Annotated in this window: 18 protein-coding genes; 10 read left to right on the forward strand and 8 right to left on the reverse strand. The window is 73.7% G+C overall.

What is annotated here, in order from left to right; translation table 11 throughout:
• Positions 1-213: 213 nt before the first annotated feature.
• From fabG to AB0469_RS27845, 5 genes are all read left to right on the forward strand, one after another.
• On the forward strand, positions 214-975 hold the full coding sequence (gene fabG / locus AB0469_RS27825; protein ID WP_366454193.1) for a 3-oxoacyl-ACP reductase FabG: 762 nt from the start codon (positions 214-216) through the stop codon (positions 973-975).
• A 29-nt stretch (positions 976-1004) separates the two neighbouring features.
• Complete coding sequence (locus tag AB0469_RS27830; RefSeq protein ID WP_366454194.1) at positions 1005-1766, forward strand: SDR family oxidoreductase; 762 nt, start codon at positions 1005-1007, stop codon at positions 1764-1766.
• A 153-nt stretch (positions 1767-1919) separates the two neighbouring features.
• Entirely contained in the window at positions 1920-3503 is a 1584-nt protein-coding gene (locus tag AB0469_RS27835; RefSeq protein WP_366454195.1) for an ABC transporter substrate-binding protein, read from the forward strand.
• A 124-nt stretch (positions 3504-3627) separates the two neighbouring features.
• Complete coding sequence (locus AB0469_RS27840) at positions 3628-4296, forward strand: uracil-DNA glycosylase (RefSeq protein WP_366454293.1); 669 nt, start codon at positions 3628-3630, stop codon at positions 4294-4296.
• Positions 4297-4346: 50 nt separating this feature from the next.
• Positions 4347-4877, forward strand: coding sequence for a hypothetical protein (locus AB0469_RS27845; protein ID WP_366454196.1), 531 nt, complete (start codon positions 4347-4349; stop codon positions 4875-4877).
• Positions 4878-4921: 44 nt separating this feature from the next.
• On the opposite strand, the gene AB0469_RS27850 is transcribed toward AB0469_RS27845, so the two are convergent.
• Both AB0469_RS27850 and AB0469_RS27855 read right to left on the reverse strand, forming a co-directional pair.
• Entirely contained in the window at positions 4922-5482 is a 561-nt protein-coding gene (locus AB0469_RS27850) for a hypothetical protein (protein WP_366454197.1), read from the reverse strand.
• Between the two features lie 119 nt (positions 5483-5601).
• Positions 5602-6126, reverse strand: coding sequence for a DinB family protein (locus AB0469_RS27855; RefSeq protein ID WP_366454198.1), 525 nt, complete (start codon positions 6124-6126; stop codon positions 5602-5604).
• Positions 6127-6209: 83 nt separating this feature from the next.
• Here AB0469_RS27855 and AB0469_RS27860 point away from each other — a divergent pair, with 83 nt between their 5' ends.
• Entirely contained in the window at positions 6210-7121 is a 912-nt protein-coding gene (locus AB0469_RS27860; protein WP_366454199.1) for a Gfo/Idh/MocA family oxidoreductase, read from the forward strand.
• On the opposite strand, the gene lnt is transcribed toward AB0469_RS27860, so the two are convergent.
• The 5 genes from lnt to AB0469_RS27885 all read right to left on the reverse strand — a co-directional run bounded on the left by lnt (position 7060) and on the right by AB0469_RS27885 (position 11176).
• A complete protein-coding gene (lnt, locus tag AB0469_RS27865; RefSeq protein ID WP_366454200.1) occupies positions 7060-8646 on the reverse strand; it encodes an apolipoprotein N-acyltransferase in 1587 nt (528 codons plus the stop codon). The two genes, AB0469_RS27860 and lnt, sit on opposite strands and share 62 nt — an antisense overlap.
• 66 nt (positions 8647-8712) lie before the next feature.
• The gene (locus AB0469_RS27870; RefSeq protein WP_366454201.1) at positions 8713-9174 is read right to left on the reverse strand and encodes a nuclear transport factor 2 family protein; all 462 of its coding nucleotides are present in this window, start codon (positions 9172-9174) and stop codon (positions 8713-8715) included.
• A gap of 69 nt (positions 9175-9243) precedes the next feature.
• Positions 9244-9420 (reverse strand): hypothetical protein, encoded by a 177-nt coding sequence (locus AB0469_RS27875; RefSeq protein WP_366454202.1) that lies wholly within the window; start codon positions 9418-9420, stop codon positions 9244-9246.
• Between the two features lie 112 nt (positions 9421-9532).
• Positions 9533-10411, reverse strand: coding sequence for an undecaprenyl-diphosphate phosphatase (locus tag AB0469_RS27880; protein WP_366454203.1), 879 nt, complete (start codon positions 10409-10411; stop codon positions 9533-9535).
• Between the two features lie 48 nt (positions 10412-10459).
• Entirely contained in the window at positions 10460-11176 is a 717-nt protein-coding gene (locus AB0469_RS27885; RefSeq protein WP_366454204.1) for a TVP38/TMEM64 family protein, read from the reverse strand.
• Between the two features lie 180 nt (positions 11177-11356).
• Between AB0469_RS27885 and AB0469_RS27890 the strand changes: the two genes are divergently transcribed.
• The 4 genes from AB0469_RS27890 (at position 11357) to AB0469_RS27905 (ending at position 14626) form a co-directional block, all read left to right on the forward strand.
• Positions 11357-11497 (forward strand): hypothetical protein, encoded by a 141-nt coding sequence (locus AB0469_RS27890; protein ID WP_366454205.1) that lies wholly within the window; start codon positions 11357-11359, stop codon positions 11495-11497.
• 90 nt (positions 11498-11587) lie between these two features.
• On the forward strand, positions 11588-12769 hold the full coding sequence (tuf, locus tag AB0469_RS27895) for an elongation factor Tu (protein WP_366454206.1): 1182 nt from the start codon (positions 11588-11590) through the stop codon (positions 12767-12769).
• Positions 12770-12854: 85 nt separating this feature from the next.
• Positions 12855-13727 (forward strand): patatin-like phospholipase family protein, encoded by an 873-nt coding sequence (locus tag AB0469_RS27900; protein ID WP_366454207.1) that lies wholly within the window; start codon positions 12855-12857, stop codon positions 13725-13727.
• A 107-nt stretch (positions 13728-13834) separates the two neighbouring features.
• A complete protein-coding gene (locus AB0469_RS27905; RefSeq protein ID WP_366454294.1) occupies positions 13835-14626 on the forward strand; it encodes a fused MFS/spermidine synthase in 792 nt (263 codons plus the stop codon).
• Here AB0469_RS27905 and AB0469_RS27910 read toward each other — a convergent pair.
• Positions 14613-15929 carry an MFS transporter gene (locus tag AB0469_RS27910; RefSeq protein WP_366454208.1) on the reverse strand — a complete coding sequence of 439 codons (1317 nt, stop codon included), beginning with the start codon at positions 15927-15929 and terminating at the stop codon, positions 14613-14615. The genes AB0469_RS27905 and AB0469_RS27910 overlap by 14 nt on opposite strands.
• Positions 15930-15955: the final 26 nt, after the last annotated feature.

Below are 15955 nucleotides of genomic sequence, written 5' to 3' on the forward strand. Positions count from 1 at the left end.
GGCCGCTCCCCGGCCCGCCCCCCGGCCCCCCCGCGGCCGCCGCCCGGCGGCCCCCCCCCCGCGGCTCCGGCCAGGGCGGCCCCGCGGCGCGAACGCCGCCGGGCCGGGACCCCGTTGACACGCGGTGCCGCGACTCCTAGCGTCTCCTCAGCTGAAGCTACTAAGCGGTTGCTCACCTCGGGCGGCCGTCTCTCAAGGGCGAGGAGAACCAGCATGTCCACCACCGAGCAGCGCGTCGCGATCGTCACCGGGGCGGCCCGGGGCATCGGCGCGGCCACCGCCCTGCGCCTGGCCGCCGAGGGCCGGGCCGTCGCCGTGCTCGACCTCGACGAGTCGGCTTGCAAGGACACCGTGGAGGCGATCACGGCGGCCGGAGGCAAGGCCCTGGCGGTCGGCTGCGACGTCTCCGACGCGGCCCAGGTGGAGGCGGCCGTCGAGCGGGTCGCGAGCACGCTGGGCGCCCCGACCATCCTGGTGAACAACGCGGGCGTGCTCCGCGACAACCTCCTCTTCAAGATGAGCGACACCGACTGGGACACCGTCATGAACGTGCACCTGCGCGGGGCGTTCCTGATGGCGAGGGCCTGTCAGAAGCACATGGTGGAGGCCAAGTTCGGCCGCGTCGTGAACCTCTCCAGCAGCTCCGCGCTGGGCAACCGCGGCCAGGCCAACTACGCCGCCGCCAAGGCCGGCCTCCAGGGCTTCACCAAGACCCTGGCCATCGAGCTCGGCAAGTTCGGCATCACCGCCAACGCCGTCGCCCCCGGCTTCATCGCCACCGAGATGACCGCGCAGACCGCCGCCCGCGTCGGCATGGGCTTCGAGGAGTTCCAGCTCGCCGCCGCCACGCAGATCCCGGTGCAGCGCGTGGGCCGCCCCGACGACGTGGCCAACGCCATCGCCTTCTTCACCGGCGAGGCCGCCGGCTTCGTCTCCGGCCAGGTGCTCTACGTGGCCGGCGGCCCGCTCAACTGACGACACCCCCGAGAGGCAGGGCGTACGGCATGGCGTACAACGGCACGGACAGCGGCAGGGTCGCACTGGTCACCGGTGCGAGCCGGGGGATCGGCTACGGGATCGCCGAGGCGCTGGTCGCCCGGGGCGACCGGGTGGTGATCACCGGGCGCAACGAGGACGCGCTCAAGGAGGCCGTCGAACGGCTCGGGGCCGACCGGGTGGTCGGCGTGGCCGGGAAGGCGCACGACGAGGCCCACCAGGCCGTCGCCGTGGACCGGGCGATGGAGTCCTTCGGCCGCGTGGACTTCCTGGTGAACAACGCGGGCACCAACCCGGTCTTCGGGCCGATCGCCGACCTGGACCTCCAGGTGGCGCGGAAGGTCTTCGAGACCAACGTGATCTCGGCGCTCGGCTTCGCCCAGCGGACCTGGCACGCCTGGCAGAAGGACAACGGCGGGGCGATCGTGAACATCGCCTCGATCGCCGGGGTCTCCGCCTCGCCCTTCATCGGGGCGTACGGCATGAGCAAGGCCGCGATGATCAACCTCACGCTCCAGCTCGCCCACGAGATGGCGCCGGGGGTCCGGGTCAACGCGATCGCCCCGGCCGTGGTCAAGACGAGGTTCGCGCAGGCGCTCTACGAGGGCCGCGAGCAGGAGGCCGCGGCGGCCTACCCGCTCGGCCGGCTCGGGGTCCCGGAGGACATCGGGGGCGCGGCCGCATTTCTTACATCTGCACAAGCGGAATGGATTACCGGACAAACCCTGGTGGTCGACGGGGGAATGTTCCTGAATGCCGGTGTGCACTGACCGATAACCGGACGTATTTGCCTCCCAATGGGAGGCAAATACGTATCGAACATGCGCGAAATCGGTCAAGAGCCTCACGAAACCTGCCCATTGGATTTGTGACGCTCTGAGGTAGGGTCTGCCGCACCCGGTGGCTGATCGAGGAGCGTGCACGTGTTCAACCGGACCAGATGCCTGCAGATCCCTGCGGCCCTTGCGTCCATATCCCTGGTCGCCGGATGCGGTCTGCTGTCGGACGACACCGACGCCGCCGCGAAGAGGATCACCGTCGGCACGACGAGCGCCCCGAGCACCCTCGACCCCGCCGCGGCGTGGGACGGCTCCTGGGAGCTCTACCGGAACATCTACCAGACCCTCCTGGCGTTCCCGACGGGCAGCACCAAGCCGCAGCCCGACGCCGCCCAGAGCTGCGAGTTCACCGACACCGCGAACATGGCGTACCGGTGCGTCCTGCGCAAGGGACTGAAGTTCTCCGACGGCGAGCCGCTCGACTCCAAGGCGGTCAAGCACTCCCTCGACCGGATCAGGACGATCAACTCCCAGGTCGGCCCCAAGGGCCTCTTCGAGAGCCTGGACAAGATCGAGGCCCCGGACCCGCTCACGGTCGTCTTCCACCTGAAGACCCCCGACGCGACCTTCCCGTACGTCCTCGGCTCGCCCGCCGCCTCGCTCGTCGCGCCCAAGGAGTACCCGGCCGACAAGGTCCGCACCGACGGCAAGGTCACCGGCTCCGGCCCGTACCTGCTCACCTCGTACAAGGAGGGCTCCGAGGCGGTCCTCGGCGGCAACGAGACCTACCAGGGCTTCGCCAACCGCCGCAACGACGGCGTCACCATCCGCTACTTCAAGAAGTCCGACGAGATGGTCGCGGCCCTGAAGAACAAGGACATCGACGCCACCTACCGAGGCCTGTCGGCGGCGGAGATCAAGGACCTGCAGAGCCCCGCCTCGCACAACCAGGGCGTCCAGGTCGTCGAGAACGTCGGCGCCGAGATCCGCTACCTGGTCTTCAACCCCAAGGACCCGCAGGTCGCCAAGCCGCAGGTGCGCCAGGCCATCGCCCAGATCGTCGACCGCGGGGCGCTCGTCACCAAGGTCTACCAGGGCACCGCCGAGCCGCTGTACTCGATGGTCCCCAAGGGGGTCGTCGGCCACAAGACGCCCTTCTACGACCTCTACGGCAACGCCGACGTCAACAAGGCGCGCAAGATCCTCCAGGGCGCCAACATCAACACGCCCGTGGAACTGACCTTCTGGTACACCACCGACCGCTACGGCGGCTCCACCGCCGACGAGTTCACCGAGCTCAAGCGGCAGCTGGACGAGAGCGGCCTGTTCAAGATCACCCTGCGCGGAAAGCCCTGGAAGGACTTCCAGGTCGGCTACAAGAACGGCGAATACCCGGTCTTCGGCCGCGGCTGGTTCCCCGACTTCCCGGACCCCGACAACTTCATCGCGCCCTTCGTCGGCAAGGAGAACGCGGTCGGCACCCCGTACGAGCCGGCCCCGATCCTGAACGAGATCCTGCCCAAGTCCCGCCGCGAGAGCGACCGGGCGGCCGGCGTCCGGGAGTTCGAGCAGGCCCAGCAGATCTTCGCGCAGGACGTCCGGCTGCTGCCGCTGTGGCAGGGCAAGCTCTACGTCGGCGCCCGCGAGGACATCGCCGGGGCCGAGCGGGCCCTGGACCCCCAGACCGCCATGCAGATGTGGGAGTTGTACCGCAAGACCAGCTGGTGACGGCGGCGTGACGGCCGCGTGACGGCGGGTGGCCGCGGAGACCGGGGCGTTCCGTTGTCAGTGGTGCCCGGTAGGTTCTGACCAGTTGCACGAACTTGTACCGGAGGTTGTCGACGTGACCCAGATGCTGCCCGAGTCGTGGCTCCCCGTCCTCGGCGGGGAGCTGGACCAGCCCTACTTCAAGGAGCTCACCGAGTTCGTCGAGAAGGAGCGGGCGAACGGGCCGGTCTACCCGCCGCGCGAGCAGGTCTTCGCCGCCCTGGAGGCGACGCCGTTCGACAAGGTGAAGGTGCTCGTCCTCGGCCAGGACCCGTACCACGGCGCCGGCCAGGGGCACGGGCTCTGCTTCTCCGTGCAGCCCGGGGTCAAGACCCCGCCCTCGCTGCGCAACATCTACAAGGAGATGAAGGAGGAGCTCGGCCTGGAGGTCCCGGACAACGGGTACCTGATGCCGTGGGCCCAGCAGGGCGTCCTCCTGCTCAACGCCGTCCTCACGGTCCGCGAGGCCGAGCCCAACTCGCACAAGGGCAAGGGCTGGGAGAAGTTCACGGACGCGGTGATCCGCGCCGTCTCCGACCGTCCCGACCCGTCCGTGTTCGTGCTCTGGGGCGCCTACGCCCAGAAGAAGATCCCGCTCATCGACCAGGAGCGGCACGTCATCGTCAAGGGCGCCCACCCCTCGCCGCTGTCGGCCAAGAAGTTCTTCGGCTCCCGGCCCTTCACGCAGATCAACGAGGCCGTCGCCGCCCAGGGCCATGAGCCGATCGACTGGCGGATCCCGGACCTGAGCTGACACCCCACCGCGCCTCGGCGCCAGAGGCGCTGCCTCCGGTTAGCTTCTTGATGATCGGACCGGATCAGGTCCGGCGGAGCGAGCCGGAGGCCCCGTTGACGGAGCAGCAGCAGGAGGCGTCGGAGGACGCCGTCATGACCAGGATCGGCCAGGCGGTCATCCTGCTGCACGCCGGGGACCGCGAGGAGGCCCGCAACCGGCTCTGCGAGATCTGGTCCGAGATCGGCGAGGAGGGCGACTCCCTGCACCGCTGCACCCTCGCCCACTACATGGCCGACACCCAGGACGACCCCGCCGACGAACTGGCCTGGGACCTGAGGGCCCTGAGCGCCGCGGACGGCCTCGGCGAGGCGGTCCGGGTCTTCTACCCCTCGCTGCACCTCAGCCTCGCGGCCGACTACGTGAAACTGGGCCGGCCCGAGGCCGCGCGGGTGCACCTCGCGCGGGCCCGGGCCGCCACCCGGGCCCTGCCCGACGACGGGTACGGCAACGGCGTGCGGGACTCCCTCGCCCGGCTGGAGCGCCGGCTCGCGGCGGAGGCGGGGCCGGGACCCCGGCCGTTCCCCGAGCAGTCTCCCTAGGGCCTCCGGGCGGGCTGCCGCACGGGCCGCCGTCGGGCCCCTGCTCAGCCCTCGTGGACGCCCGCGCAGATGCGGCTCTCCGGGCTGTCCGGCTGCCAGTGCCCGTGCCGCCGGCCCAGCGCGCACACGTCCGCCGGGCGGACCGGCAGCTCCCGCGCCAGCTCGCGCGGCACCCGCGCGTCGGGCCGTACGGGCCCGGGAAGGCCGTCCGGGAGCCGCTGGGCGTGCCCGGCGGGCCGGCGGGGCTCCGGGATGTCGGGGACGGCCCGGGCGTCCTGTGCGGCCTCCTCCGACTCCGGGCCGCCCGCACGGCTCGGGGGAGCCGTGCGCGCCGTCCCCGGGCCCGCCACCGTGGGGGCCGACGGCCGGACGGAGCCGTCCCGGGGCACCGCCTTCAGCGCCTCCAGGGCGGGCGCCTCGACCACCACGGGCACGAGCGGCCCCGGGCCCCTGCGCGGCTCGTGCCGGGGCTGCCCCCCGTCGGCGGATCCCGCCGGCCGCATCGGCGCGGGGCTCACGTTCACGCAGCCGGAGACCGCCGAGACCGCCGAGACGGCGCAGGCGGCTCCGAGGAGCAGTTTCGTCGAGGTTCGGGTTGGATGCACCCGCGCAACTCTGCTCCGCGAGGGCCCCGTTGCGAAAACCCTGAGCCGATATTCACCCCGCACGGGTGACGCGGAGGGGGGTGTCCGGCGGACACCCCCCTCCGGGGACCGGGCCGCCCCTACTCGCCGGTGGCGCCGTCGATGTGCTCGCGCAGCAGGTCGGCGTGGCCGTTGTGGCGGGCGTACTCCTCGATCATGTGCGTGTAGATCCAACGCAGGCTGAACACCTCGCCCCGGTGGTGGCTCGCCGCGTCGGAGAGCGCGTCGAGGGAGCGGTCCGCCGCCGCCCGGCGGGCCAGCCCGACCTCGTCGTGCCAGACCTCCTCCGCCTCGGCCCAGGTGTCCCGGGCGGTGAAGTCGAAGTCCCCGTCCCGGTTTTCCCGGGTGCTGTACAGGTCGGGCAGGTCCTCGCCCAGCGCGATCTCCCGGAACCAGTACCGCTCCACCTCCGCCATGTGCCGTACGAGGCCCATCAGGCTCAGCGCGGAGGGCCGCAGCGGGGTGCTGCGCAGCTGCTCGTCGGAGAGTCCCTCGCACTTCCAGGCGAGGGTGGCGCGGTGGTACTCGAGCCAGCCGTCCAGCATCTCCCGCTCGTCGGCGGTGGTGGAGGGCTCGGGGCGGCGGTCCGCCGAGGAGGTCGTCATGGCCGCCATCCTGGTCGAACGCGCCACCGGCGACCAGCGATTAAGCTGCGGAGTCCCATACGGCACATACCAGGAGGCTCCCGGTGAAGGTCGGCGTCATCGGACTCGGCGACATCGCGCAGAAGGCGTACCTGCCCGTCCTCACCACCCGTCCCGGGGTCGAACTGCACCTGCAGACCCGCACCCCCGCCACGCTGGAGCGGCTCGGCGCGGTCCACCACGTCCCCGAGGGCCGCCGCCACGCCTCGCTCGACGCGCTGATCGCCCAGGGCCTCGACGCCGCCTTCGTGCACGCCGCGACCGCCGCCCACCCCGAGATCGTGGAGCGGCTGCTGGAGGCGCGCGTGCCCACGTACGTGGACAAGCCGCTCGCCTACGAGCTCGGGGACTCGCGCCGCCTGGTCGAGCTGGCCGAGGAGCGCGGCACCTCGCTCTTCGTCGGCTTCAACCGCCGCCACGCGCCCGGCTACGCGCAGTGCGCCGACCTCCCGCGCGACCTGATCGTCCTGCAGAAGAACCGGGTCGGGCTCCCCGAGGACCCGCGCACCCTGGTCCTCGACGACTTCATCCACGTCGTCGACACACTGCGCTTCCTGCTGCCCGGCGAGGCCGACCACATCGACGTCCGCGCCGTGGTGCGCGAGGGGCTGATGTCCCAGGTGGTGCTCCAGATGTCCGGCGAGGGCTTCACCGCCCTCGGCATCATGAACCGGCTGTCCGGCTCCACCGAGGAGGTCCTGGAAGTGTCCGGACAGGACTCCAAGCGCCAGGTCGTCAACCTCGCCGAGGTCATCGACCACAAGGGCCAGCCGACCGTCCGCCGGCGCGGGGACTGGGTCCCCGTGGCCCGCCAGCGCGGCATCGAGCAGGCCGTGGACACCTTCCTGGAGGCCGTGGAGACCGGGAAGGTGCTCAGCGCCCGGGACGCCCTGCTCACCCACGAGCTGTGCGAGCGGGTGGTGCTGACGGCTCTGGAGCAGAGCCGGCGACCCTGACCGCCCGGGCGCCGCGGACCGCGCAGTACAGGGCGAGCGCCGCCACCGACGCCGCGCCGGGCCAGTTCCCGAAGCGGACGAAGGGGGTCGTGCCCCGGGCCAGCGGCACCTCGTACACGGCGGCCGTGCTGGACGAGGTGGGCAGGACCCCGCCGATCCGCTCGCCCGAGGGCCCGAAGACCGCGCTGACCCCGGTCAGGGTGGCGTGCACCGTCGGGCGGCCGGTCTCGGCGGCGCGCAGGGCGGAGAGGGAGGCGTGCTGGGCCGGAGCCCAGCTGTGCTGGAACGTCGAGGTCGAGGACTGGGCGACGAGCAGCCCGGCTCCCTCGCCGGCCAGGTGCCGGCTCATGTCGGGGAAGGCCGTCTCGAAGCACACCAGCGGACCGATCCGGACGCCGTCCGGCAGGTTCATGATCACCGGCCCCGCGCCCCGCATCCGGTCCTCGCCCGCCGCCTTGCCGACCGAGGTGGCCCAGCCCAGTACCGAGCGGGCCGGTACGTACTCGCCGAAGGGCACCAGCCGCATCTTGTCGTACCGGTCCCCGGTGGGCCCCTGGGGTCCGACCAGGACCGAGCTCTTGTAGATCCCGGGCCGGTCCGAGCGGCGGGCGTCCACGTTGACCAGCAGCGGGGCCCCGACCCGCGAGGACAGCTCCGCCAGCCGCCGGGACAGGTCGGGCCGCGCCGCCAGGTCCGCGCCGACGCTGCTCTCGCCCCACACCACCAGGTCGGGGCGGGTTCCTTCCAGGCCCGCGGTGAGGCGCTCCTCCGTCGCGAAGCGCTGCTCCGCGGAGTCCGCCCCGTCCAGGAGGCCGGGCTGTACGACGGCCACGCGCAGCCCGCCCGCGGGCTCGGGGCGCGGCAGCCACAGCCACACCGCCCCCGTCAGCACGGCGCCCCCCGCCACCGCGGCCACCGCCACCCGCCGCGCGCCCGGCGCGGCCACCGCCAGCACCACCGCGCAGTTCACCGCCACCACCAGCAGGCTCACCAGCCACACCCCGCCCACGGAGGCCAGCCGCAGGGCCGCGGGCACCTGCCACTGGCTCGCCCCCAGCAGCCCCCACGGCCCGCCCAGCCCCTGCCAGGACCGGACCAGCTCCGACAGCAGCCACCCCGCCGGCACGAGGACCAGTGCCGCCGCTGCCCGTCCCGGAGCCGGCGCCCCGCCGAGCAGCTCCCGCACCAGCAGCGCCCAGGGGATCCACAACAGCCCCAGCAGCGCGGCGACGGGTATCAGGAACACGTGCAGGCTCGGCAGCAGCCAGTGGTGCACCGCCACGATGAACCCCGCCCCGCCGAGCCAGCCCTCCAGCGCCGCCCGCCGCCCGGTCGGGGCGCTGCGCAACAGCAGCATCCAGGGCACGAGGGCCACGTACGCCAGCCACCACAGCGCCGGGGCGGGGAAGGCCAGACTGGGCAGCGCCCCGGCGGCCACCGCGCCCGCCGCCCGCCACCACCGGGTCCGCGCGCCGCGCCCGCCCCGCGCGCCGCGCCCGGTCCGCCCGCTCAGCTCCGCGACCATGACGTGCCTCCGCATCCAGTGTGGGACCGCGCCCCGCGGGCCGCGCGGGCACGTTCCGGGCGTCCCTCAGGCCCGCACGTGGCGCCACTTCTCGTGCACGGTCACCCCGGTGAGCCGCCAGCCCTCCGGCGTGCGGGCGAGCGTGAAGGTGTAGCGCCCCGCGGTGACGAAATGGGGGGCGGTGCCCCCGTCCCCGTCGCCCGCCGGCCGCATCGGGTTCAGGAAGTCGGCCAGCACCCGCGCGGTGTCCCCGGGGAAGCCGTCCCGGTCCTCCAGCAGGATCCGCCGGTTGACGATGAGGTGCTGGCGGACCGGGAAGAGCCGCATGGTCTCCGCGAGCCAGTCGGCCACCTCCCCGGCCGGCCCCTCCATGCCGCCGGCCGAGCCGTAGTCGGCCCGCCCGCCGGGTGCGAACAGGGCCTGGTAGGCCGCCCAGTCGCCGTCGTCGACGGCCGCCGCGTACCCCGAGACCACCTCGTCGACCGCCAGCCGGTCCATCACCGTCGCCAGGTCCACACGCTGCGTCATCGGGTCAGTGTGGGGCCGGCGGGCCACGGGGCCAAGGGGCGTGCGGCCGCGGGATCTTCCCGGCTGCCCTCAGTGGCCGGAATGCGTCTCCCGCTGCCGGATCACGACCAGGAACGCGTCACTGGCCAGGTCCATCACCACCTCCGCCGGAACGCCCTCGCGCATCCGCTGGGCCGCGTACTCCTCCGCGGGCCAGCTCCCCCGCGGACTTCCGGCCGGAAACCGCTCCAGTACCACCCGACCCATGGGACACCCCCTGCTGCTCGCCGTACAGGTCTCTCCGGGCACAACGACGCGGAGGCCGCCCGGGAACGTTCCCGGGCGGCCTCCGCCGTCTGAGCGTGTCCGGACGACCGGCTCAGGTGCCGGTCGCGCCCGCCTCCGCTTCGAGCACGCCCATGCCGATGAGCACGAACAGCACGATGCCGAGCAGGATCCGGTAGATCACGAAGGGCATGAAGCTCTTGCTCGAAATGAACTTCATGAACCACGCGATGACGGCGTAGCCCACGAAGAAGGCGATCACCGTGGCGAAGATCGTCGGACCCCAGGTGATGTGGCCGGGGCTCTCGATGACGTCCTTGATCTCGAACGCACCCGAGGCCAGTACGGCCGGGATGGCCAGCAGGAAGGAGTAGCGGGCCGCGGCCTCGCGCGTGAAGCCCAGCAGCAGACCGCCGGAGATCGTCGCGCCCGAGCGCGAGACGCCCGGGATCAGCGCCATCGCCTGGCACACGCCGAAGATCAGACCGTCCTTGACGCCCAGCTCCTTGAGGGTCTTGCGCTGCTTCACCACCCGGTGCCGGCCGCCCTCCTCGTCGCGCGAGGCCAGCCAGTCGGCGAAGCCGAGGATGAGGCCCATCACGATCAGGGTGGTGGCGGTCAGCCGCAGGTCACGGGCCGGGCCGGTGATCTGGTCCTTGAAGGCGACGCCCAGGACGCCGATCGGGACGGAACCGACGATGACGAGCCAGCCCATCCGCGCGTCCTGCTCCGAGCGCAGCGACTTGGTGTACAGGGAGCGGAACCAGGTCGAGATGATCCGCGCGATGTCCTTGCGGAAGTAGATGAGCACGGCGGCCTCGGTGCCGATCTGCGTGATGGCGGTGAAGGCCGAACCCGGGTCGTGCCAGCCGGCGAAGGCCGCGGTCAGCCGCAGGTGCGCGCTGGAGGAGATCGGCAGGAACTCCGTGAGGCCTTGGACGAGACCGAGGATTAGGGATTCGAACCAGCTCATGTCGGGGTGCGCTCGTCCTTGTGATCGTCGGACAGTTCGGGTCCGATGCTAGGGCCCGTGGGGAGCGGCTCCGACCACAGGGGGGTGCACGCCCGACGGCTCGCTCACGGCCGGTGCCGAGAGCCGGTGGCGCTTGCGCCAGGCGACCGCGGCGGCGATCGCTCCGGAGACCGCGATGAACCCGGACGAGACGAGGAACGCGGGCGATCCCGGGGTGGCGGCGCTGGCGCCGGCGATCACGTACGCGGCCGTGTTGGGCACCGTACCGAGGGCCGTGGCCAGCAGGAACGGGAGCCAACCGCACCGCGAGACCGCCGCCAGGTAGTTGGCGGCCGCGAACGGCACCCCGGGGAAGATCCGGACCGCCAGCACGGAGCGGAAGCCGTGCCGGGTCAGCTGGGCGTCGGCCGCCTTCAGCCAGCGCCCGCGCAGGAAGGGGCGGAGCGCCTCCTGGCCCATGGCCCGGCCCAGGCCGAAGGAGATCCCGGCGCCGAGCACCGTGCCGCCGAGGGCCGCCACCAGCCCGAACTGGGTCCCGAAGACCGCCCCCGCCGCGAGGTTCAGCAGCGGCCGCGGCACGAACGCCGCCGTGCACAGTCCGTACGCGCCCGCGAACAGCAGCACCGCCGCGCCCACGGGAAGTCCCGGCGGCCAGCCCTCGGAGAGCATCCGCTGGGGCTGGTAGACCAGCACGCAGACCCCGGCCGCCACGAGCAGTACGACGAGCAGCGACAGCCGCGTCCACGGCGCGAGGAGGAGGGACATCCGGGGAGGTTATCCGACCGGTGCGGCGGCCCGCCGTAATCCAGGCCTCATCCGGACGAACGCAGAACGGACGGACGGAGGGCGGGGAAGGGACTCCCGCGGACGGCCAGGGGTACACCGACAATTCATTCGACGTTAATTCGCTCGACGCCGCCCGCCGCCTCCGGCAGGATCGGCGCCATGTCCCGGTACGCCTTCCCCGCAGCGCCGTCCGCAGTCGCGGACGCGCCGAAGGCTGCCCTCTCCGCCTCCTCGGCCGTCGCCCTGGCAGAGGCCTTCGCCGCAGCGGCACACGCCGCGTTCGACGGCGCACGAAGCTGACCCTTCCCGGATCGTCCGGCGGACCCCGCAGGGGGAGGGTCGGTTCGCTCCAGGGGTCCCGTTCCAGCTTCGAGACACGGGAAAGAGACCATGGCCAAGACGGCCTTCACCCGCACCAAGCCGCACCTCAACATCGGCACCATGGGCCACGTCGACCACGGCAAGACCACCCTCACCGCCGCCATCACCAAGGTCCTCGCCGAGCGCGGCGGCGCCTCCTTCGTGCCGTTCGACCGGATCGACCGCGCCCCCGAGGAGGCCCGGCGCGGCATCACCATCAACCTCACGCACGTCGAGTACGAGACCGACACCCGCCACTACGCCCACGTCGACATGCCCGGCCACGCCGACTACATCAAGAACATGGTCACCGGCGCCGCCCAGCTCGACGGGGCCATCCTCGTCGTCTCCGCCCTCGACGGGGTCATGCCGCAGACCGCCGAGCACGTGCTCCTCGCCCGGCAGGTCGGGGTGGACCACATCGTGGTGGCGCTCAACAAGGCCGACGCCGGGGACCCGGAGCTGACCGACCTGGTCGAGCTGGAGGTCCGCGAGCTGCTCAGCGCCCACGGCTACGGCGGCGAGGAGGCGCCGGTCGTCCGGGTCTCCGGGCTCGGGGCGCTGGAGGGCGACCCGCGCTGGACCGCAGCGATCGAGGCGCTGCTCGACGCGGTCGACACCTACGTCCCGATGCCGGTGCGGTACACGGACGCGCCGTTCCTGCTGCCGGTCGAGAACGTCCTGACCATCACCGGCCGCGGCACGGTCGTGACCGGAGCCGTCGAGCGCGGCACCGTCCGGCTCGGCGACCGCGTCGCGCTCCTCGGCGGCGAGGGCGAGCCCGTGGAGACCGTCGTCACGGGGCTGGAGACCTTCGGCAAGCCCATGGAGTCCGCCGAGGCGGGGGACAACGTCGCGCTGCTGCTGCGCGGGGTGCACCGCGACGGGGTGCGGCGCGGGCACGTGGTCGCCGCGCCCGGCAGCGTGGCGCCGCGCCGGCGCTTCACCGCGCGGGTGTACGTGCTCTCCGGGCGCGAGGGCGGCCGGACGACCGCCCTGTCCACCGGCTACCGGCCGCAGTTCTACATCCGCACCGCCGACGTGGTCGGAGACGTGGACCTGGGCGGGGCCGGGGTGGCGCGCCCCGGGGAGACGGTGACCATGACCGTCGAGCTGGGCCGGGACGTGCCCCTGGAGGCGGGGCTCGGCTTCGCGATCCGCGAGGGCGGGCGCACCGTCGGCGCGGGGACGGTGACCGAGGTCCTCGGGTAGCCCCGGCCGTGGTGGCGGCGGTCCGGCTTTGCCAGACTGCCGTCACCACACGGGTGCCTGCGGGCGGAGCGAGGGGCGGGCGGCGATGAGCGGCGACACGGCGGGCCGGACGGCGGGCGGCACGGCACTGGTGCTCGGCGGGGGCGGGCTCACCGGCGTCGGCTGGGAGTCCGGGATCCTCTACGGGCTCGCCCGTGCCGGAGTGGACCTCGCCGGCGCCGACCTCGTCGTCGGCACCTCGGCCGGCTCGGTGGTCGGCGCCCAGCTGGCCTCCGGGCTGCTCACCCCGCGGGAGCTGTACGAGCGCCAGCTCGCCGACCCCGCCGGTGAGGTGGCGGCGAAGCTGGGCGCGGGGCTCCTCGCCCGGTACGCCGTCGCCATGATCCGCTCGCGCGACGCCGCGGAGTACCGCCGGCGGGTCGGCGCCATGGCCCTGGCCGCCGACACCCCCGCCGAGGAGGAGCGGCGCGAGGTCCTGGCGGCCCGGCTCGTCTCGCACGAGTGGCCCGAGCGGCGCCTGGTCGTCACCGCCGTCGACGCGCTGACCGGCGAGGGCTCCCCCTTCGACCGGGAGCGCGGGGCCGCACTGGTGGACGCCGTCGCGGCGAGCTGCGCGGTGCCCGGGGTGTGGCCGCCCGTCACCATCGACGGCCGCCGGTACGTGGACGGGGGCGTCCGCTCCGCCACCAACGCCGACCTGGCGGTCGGCTGCCGGCGCGTGGTGATCCTCGCGCCGATGGCCCTCGGCGGGGGGAAGCTCCCCTCGCCGGCGCAGGAGGCGGCGCGGCTGCGGGCCGAGGGGGCCCGGGTGCTGCTGGTCACCCCGTCCCCGGAGGCCCGCAAGGCCTTCGGCCGCAACGTGCTCGACCCGGCCCGGCGGGCCCCCGCGGCGCGGGCGGGGCTGGCCCAGGCCGCCGCGCACGCGGCCGAGGCGGCCGCCGTCTGGTCGGCCGCGTGAGGCCGCGTGCGCGGGCCGGGACCGCGGCCGCCGGGCCCGACAATGAAGGGGTGAGCGACGAACAGATCCCGGTGATCCGGGAAGTGGGCCAGGGCACCGCCAAGCTGATGCCGGACGTGGACCGGGAGCGGGCTTGGCTGCTCACCGTGGACGGGGCGCCCCAGTCCTACGTGGACCTGGACGAGCCCGAGCACCTGGAGTTCGAGTACGTACGCCGTCTCGCGCACGTACTGGACTGCGCGGCCGAGGCGGGGGCGGCCCTGGACCTGCTGCACCTGGGCGGCGGCGCGCTGACCCTGCCCCGCTACGCCGCGGAGGTCCGCCCGGGCTCCCGCCAGACCGTGGTCGAGTTCGACGCGGCCCTGGTGGAGCTGGTGGCGGAGCACCTGCCGCTGGCCGCCGGGGCGCGGGTGGAGGTGCACGCCGCCGACGCCCGGGCGTGGCTGGAGCGGGCGCCGGCGGCGAGCGCGGACGTCCTGGTCGCCGACGTGTTCGGCGGCTCGCGGGTGCCGGCCCAGCTGACCTCGGTGGAGTACGCGCGCGAGGCGGCCCGGGTGCTGCGGCCCGGCGGGCTCTACGCGGCGAACCTGGCCGACGGGGCGCCGTTCGGCTTCCTCAAGGCCCAGCTGGCCAACTTCGCCGCGGTGTTCGGGGAGCTCGCGCTGATCGCCGAGCCGGGGGTGCTGCGCGGGCGGCGCTTCGGCAACGCGGTGCTGCTGGCCTCCGACGCGCCGCTGCCGCTGGCCGCGCTGGCCCGGCGGTGCGCCGCCGACGCGTTTCCCGCGCGGGTGGAGTCGGGGGAGGGCCTCGTCCGGTTCATGCGCGGGGCGCGGGTGGTGGCGGACGCCGACGCCGTGGCCTCGCCGGAGCCGCCGGAGGGGGCGTTCAGCCTGGGGTGACGGCCGGTGCGGCGGCGGGTGGGGGTGCGGGCGTGCCGGCGGCCGCCGGGGACTTCGCGGGGACGGGTCTGCGGGCGATGCTGCGGACCTCCGGGACCAGGAGGACCAGGGCCGTGGGGACGACCACCAGGGCCGCGCAGCCCCACAGCGCCGGGGTCCGGCCCAGGGCGGTCTCGGCCGGCCCGGCCAGGGCGGTGGCCAGCGGGAGCATGGAGACCGAGCCGAACCAGTCGTAGGCGGAGACCCGGGAGAACTTCTCCTCGGGGATCTCCTGGTGCATCGTCGTCATCCAGTTCACGCCGAACACCTCGACGGCCGCACCGCTGACGAACATCACCGCACACAGCCCCCAGGCGGGCAGCGGCACCGCCAGCCCGGCCGAGGGCAGGGCCAGCGGGAAGACGCACAGGGTGCCGACCAGCAGCAGGCGGCGCGGTTTCCAGACCATCATCAGGACGGCGCCCGCGATGGTGCCCACGCCGAAGAAGGCCAGGGCCACGCCCCAGGGGGCCGGCCCGCCCAGCCGGTCGCGGGCGACGAGGGGCCCGTACACCGACTCGGCGGCCCCGACGACGGCGACGACGACGGAGAACTGGAGCACGATGGTCCACAGCCAGGTCCGGCTGCGGAACTCCGCCCAGCCCTCGCGGAGGTCGGCCAGCAGGCCCCCGCCGGGCGCGCGTTCGGCCACGCGGCCGACGTCGAGGAAGGCGCGCAGGGCGCCGGCGACCGCGAAGGCGGCCGCGTCCACGGCCAGGACCCAGCCGGGGCCGATCGCGGCGATCAGGGCGCCGCCGAGGGCCGCCCCGCCGATGCCCGCGCCGTTCATGGCCATCCGGAAGAGCGCGAAGGCCCGGTTGGAGTGCTCGCCGGAGACGCTGGAGAGCAGCATGCCCTCGGCGGCCGGGTTGAAGAAGGCGGTGCCGGTGCCGCAGAGCGCGGTGAGCAGCATCATCTGCCACAGCTGCGGGTCGCCGGCGAGGACCAGCACCGCGAAGGCCGCCTGGGACAGGCAGTTGAGGGCGTTGGCCGCGACCATCACGCGGTGGCGCGGGAGCCGGTCGGCGAGGGCGCCGCCGACGAGCAGGAAGAGGACGAGGGGCAGCGTACGGGCGGCCGCGACGAGGCCGACGTCGCCGCCGGAGCCGCCCGCGTCCATGACGGCGAAGGCGGAGGCGATGAGAGCTCCGTGGCTGCCGAGGTTCGTCACGACCGCGGCGCCGGTCAGCAGGGTGTAGTTGCGCCCCGCCCAGGAGGGCAGGCGGCGCGGGGCGGCGGGGGAGTCGGCGGGGGGAGGGCTCACCCCGGGACTATCCCTGCCCCGGGCCG

The organism is Streptomyces sp. NPDC093801, from assembly GCF_040701585.1.
Taxonomy (GTDB): domain Bacteria; phylum Actinomycetota; class Actinomycetes; order Streptomycetales; family Streptomycetaceae; genus Streptomyces.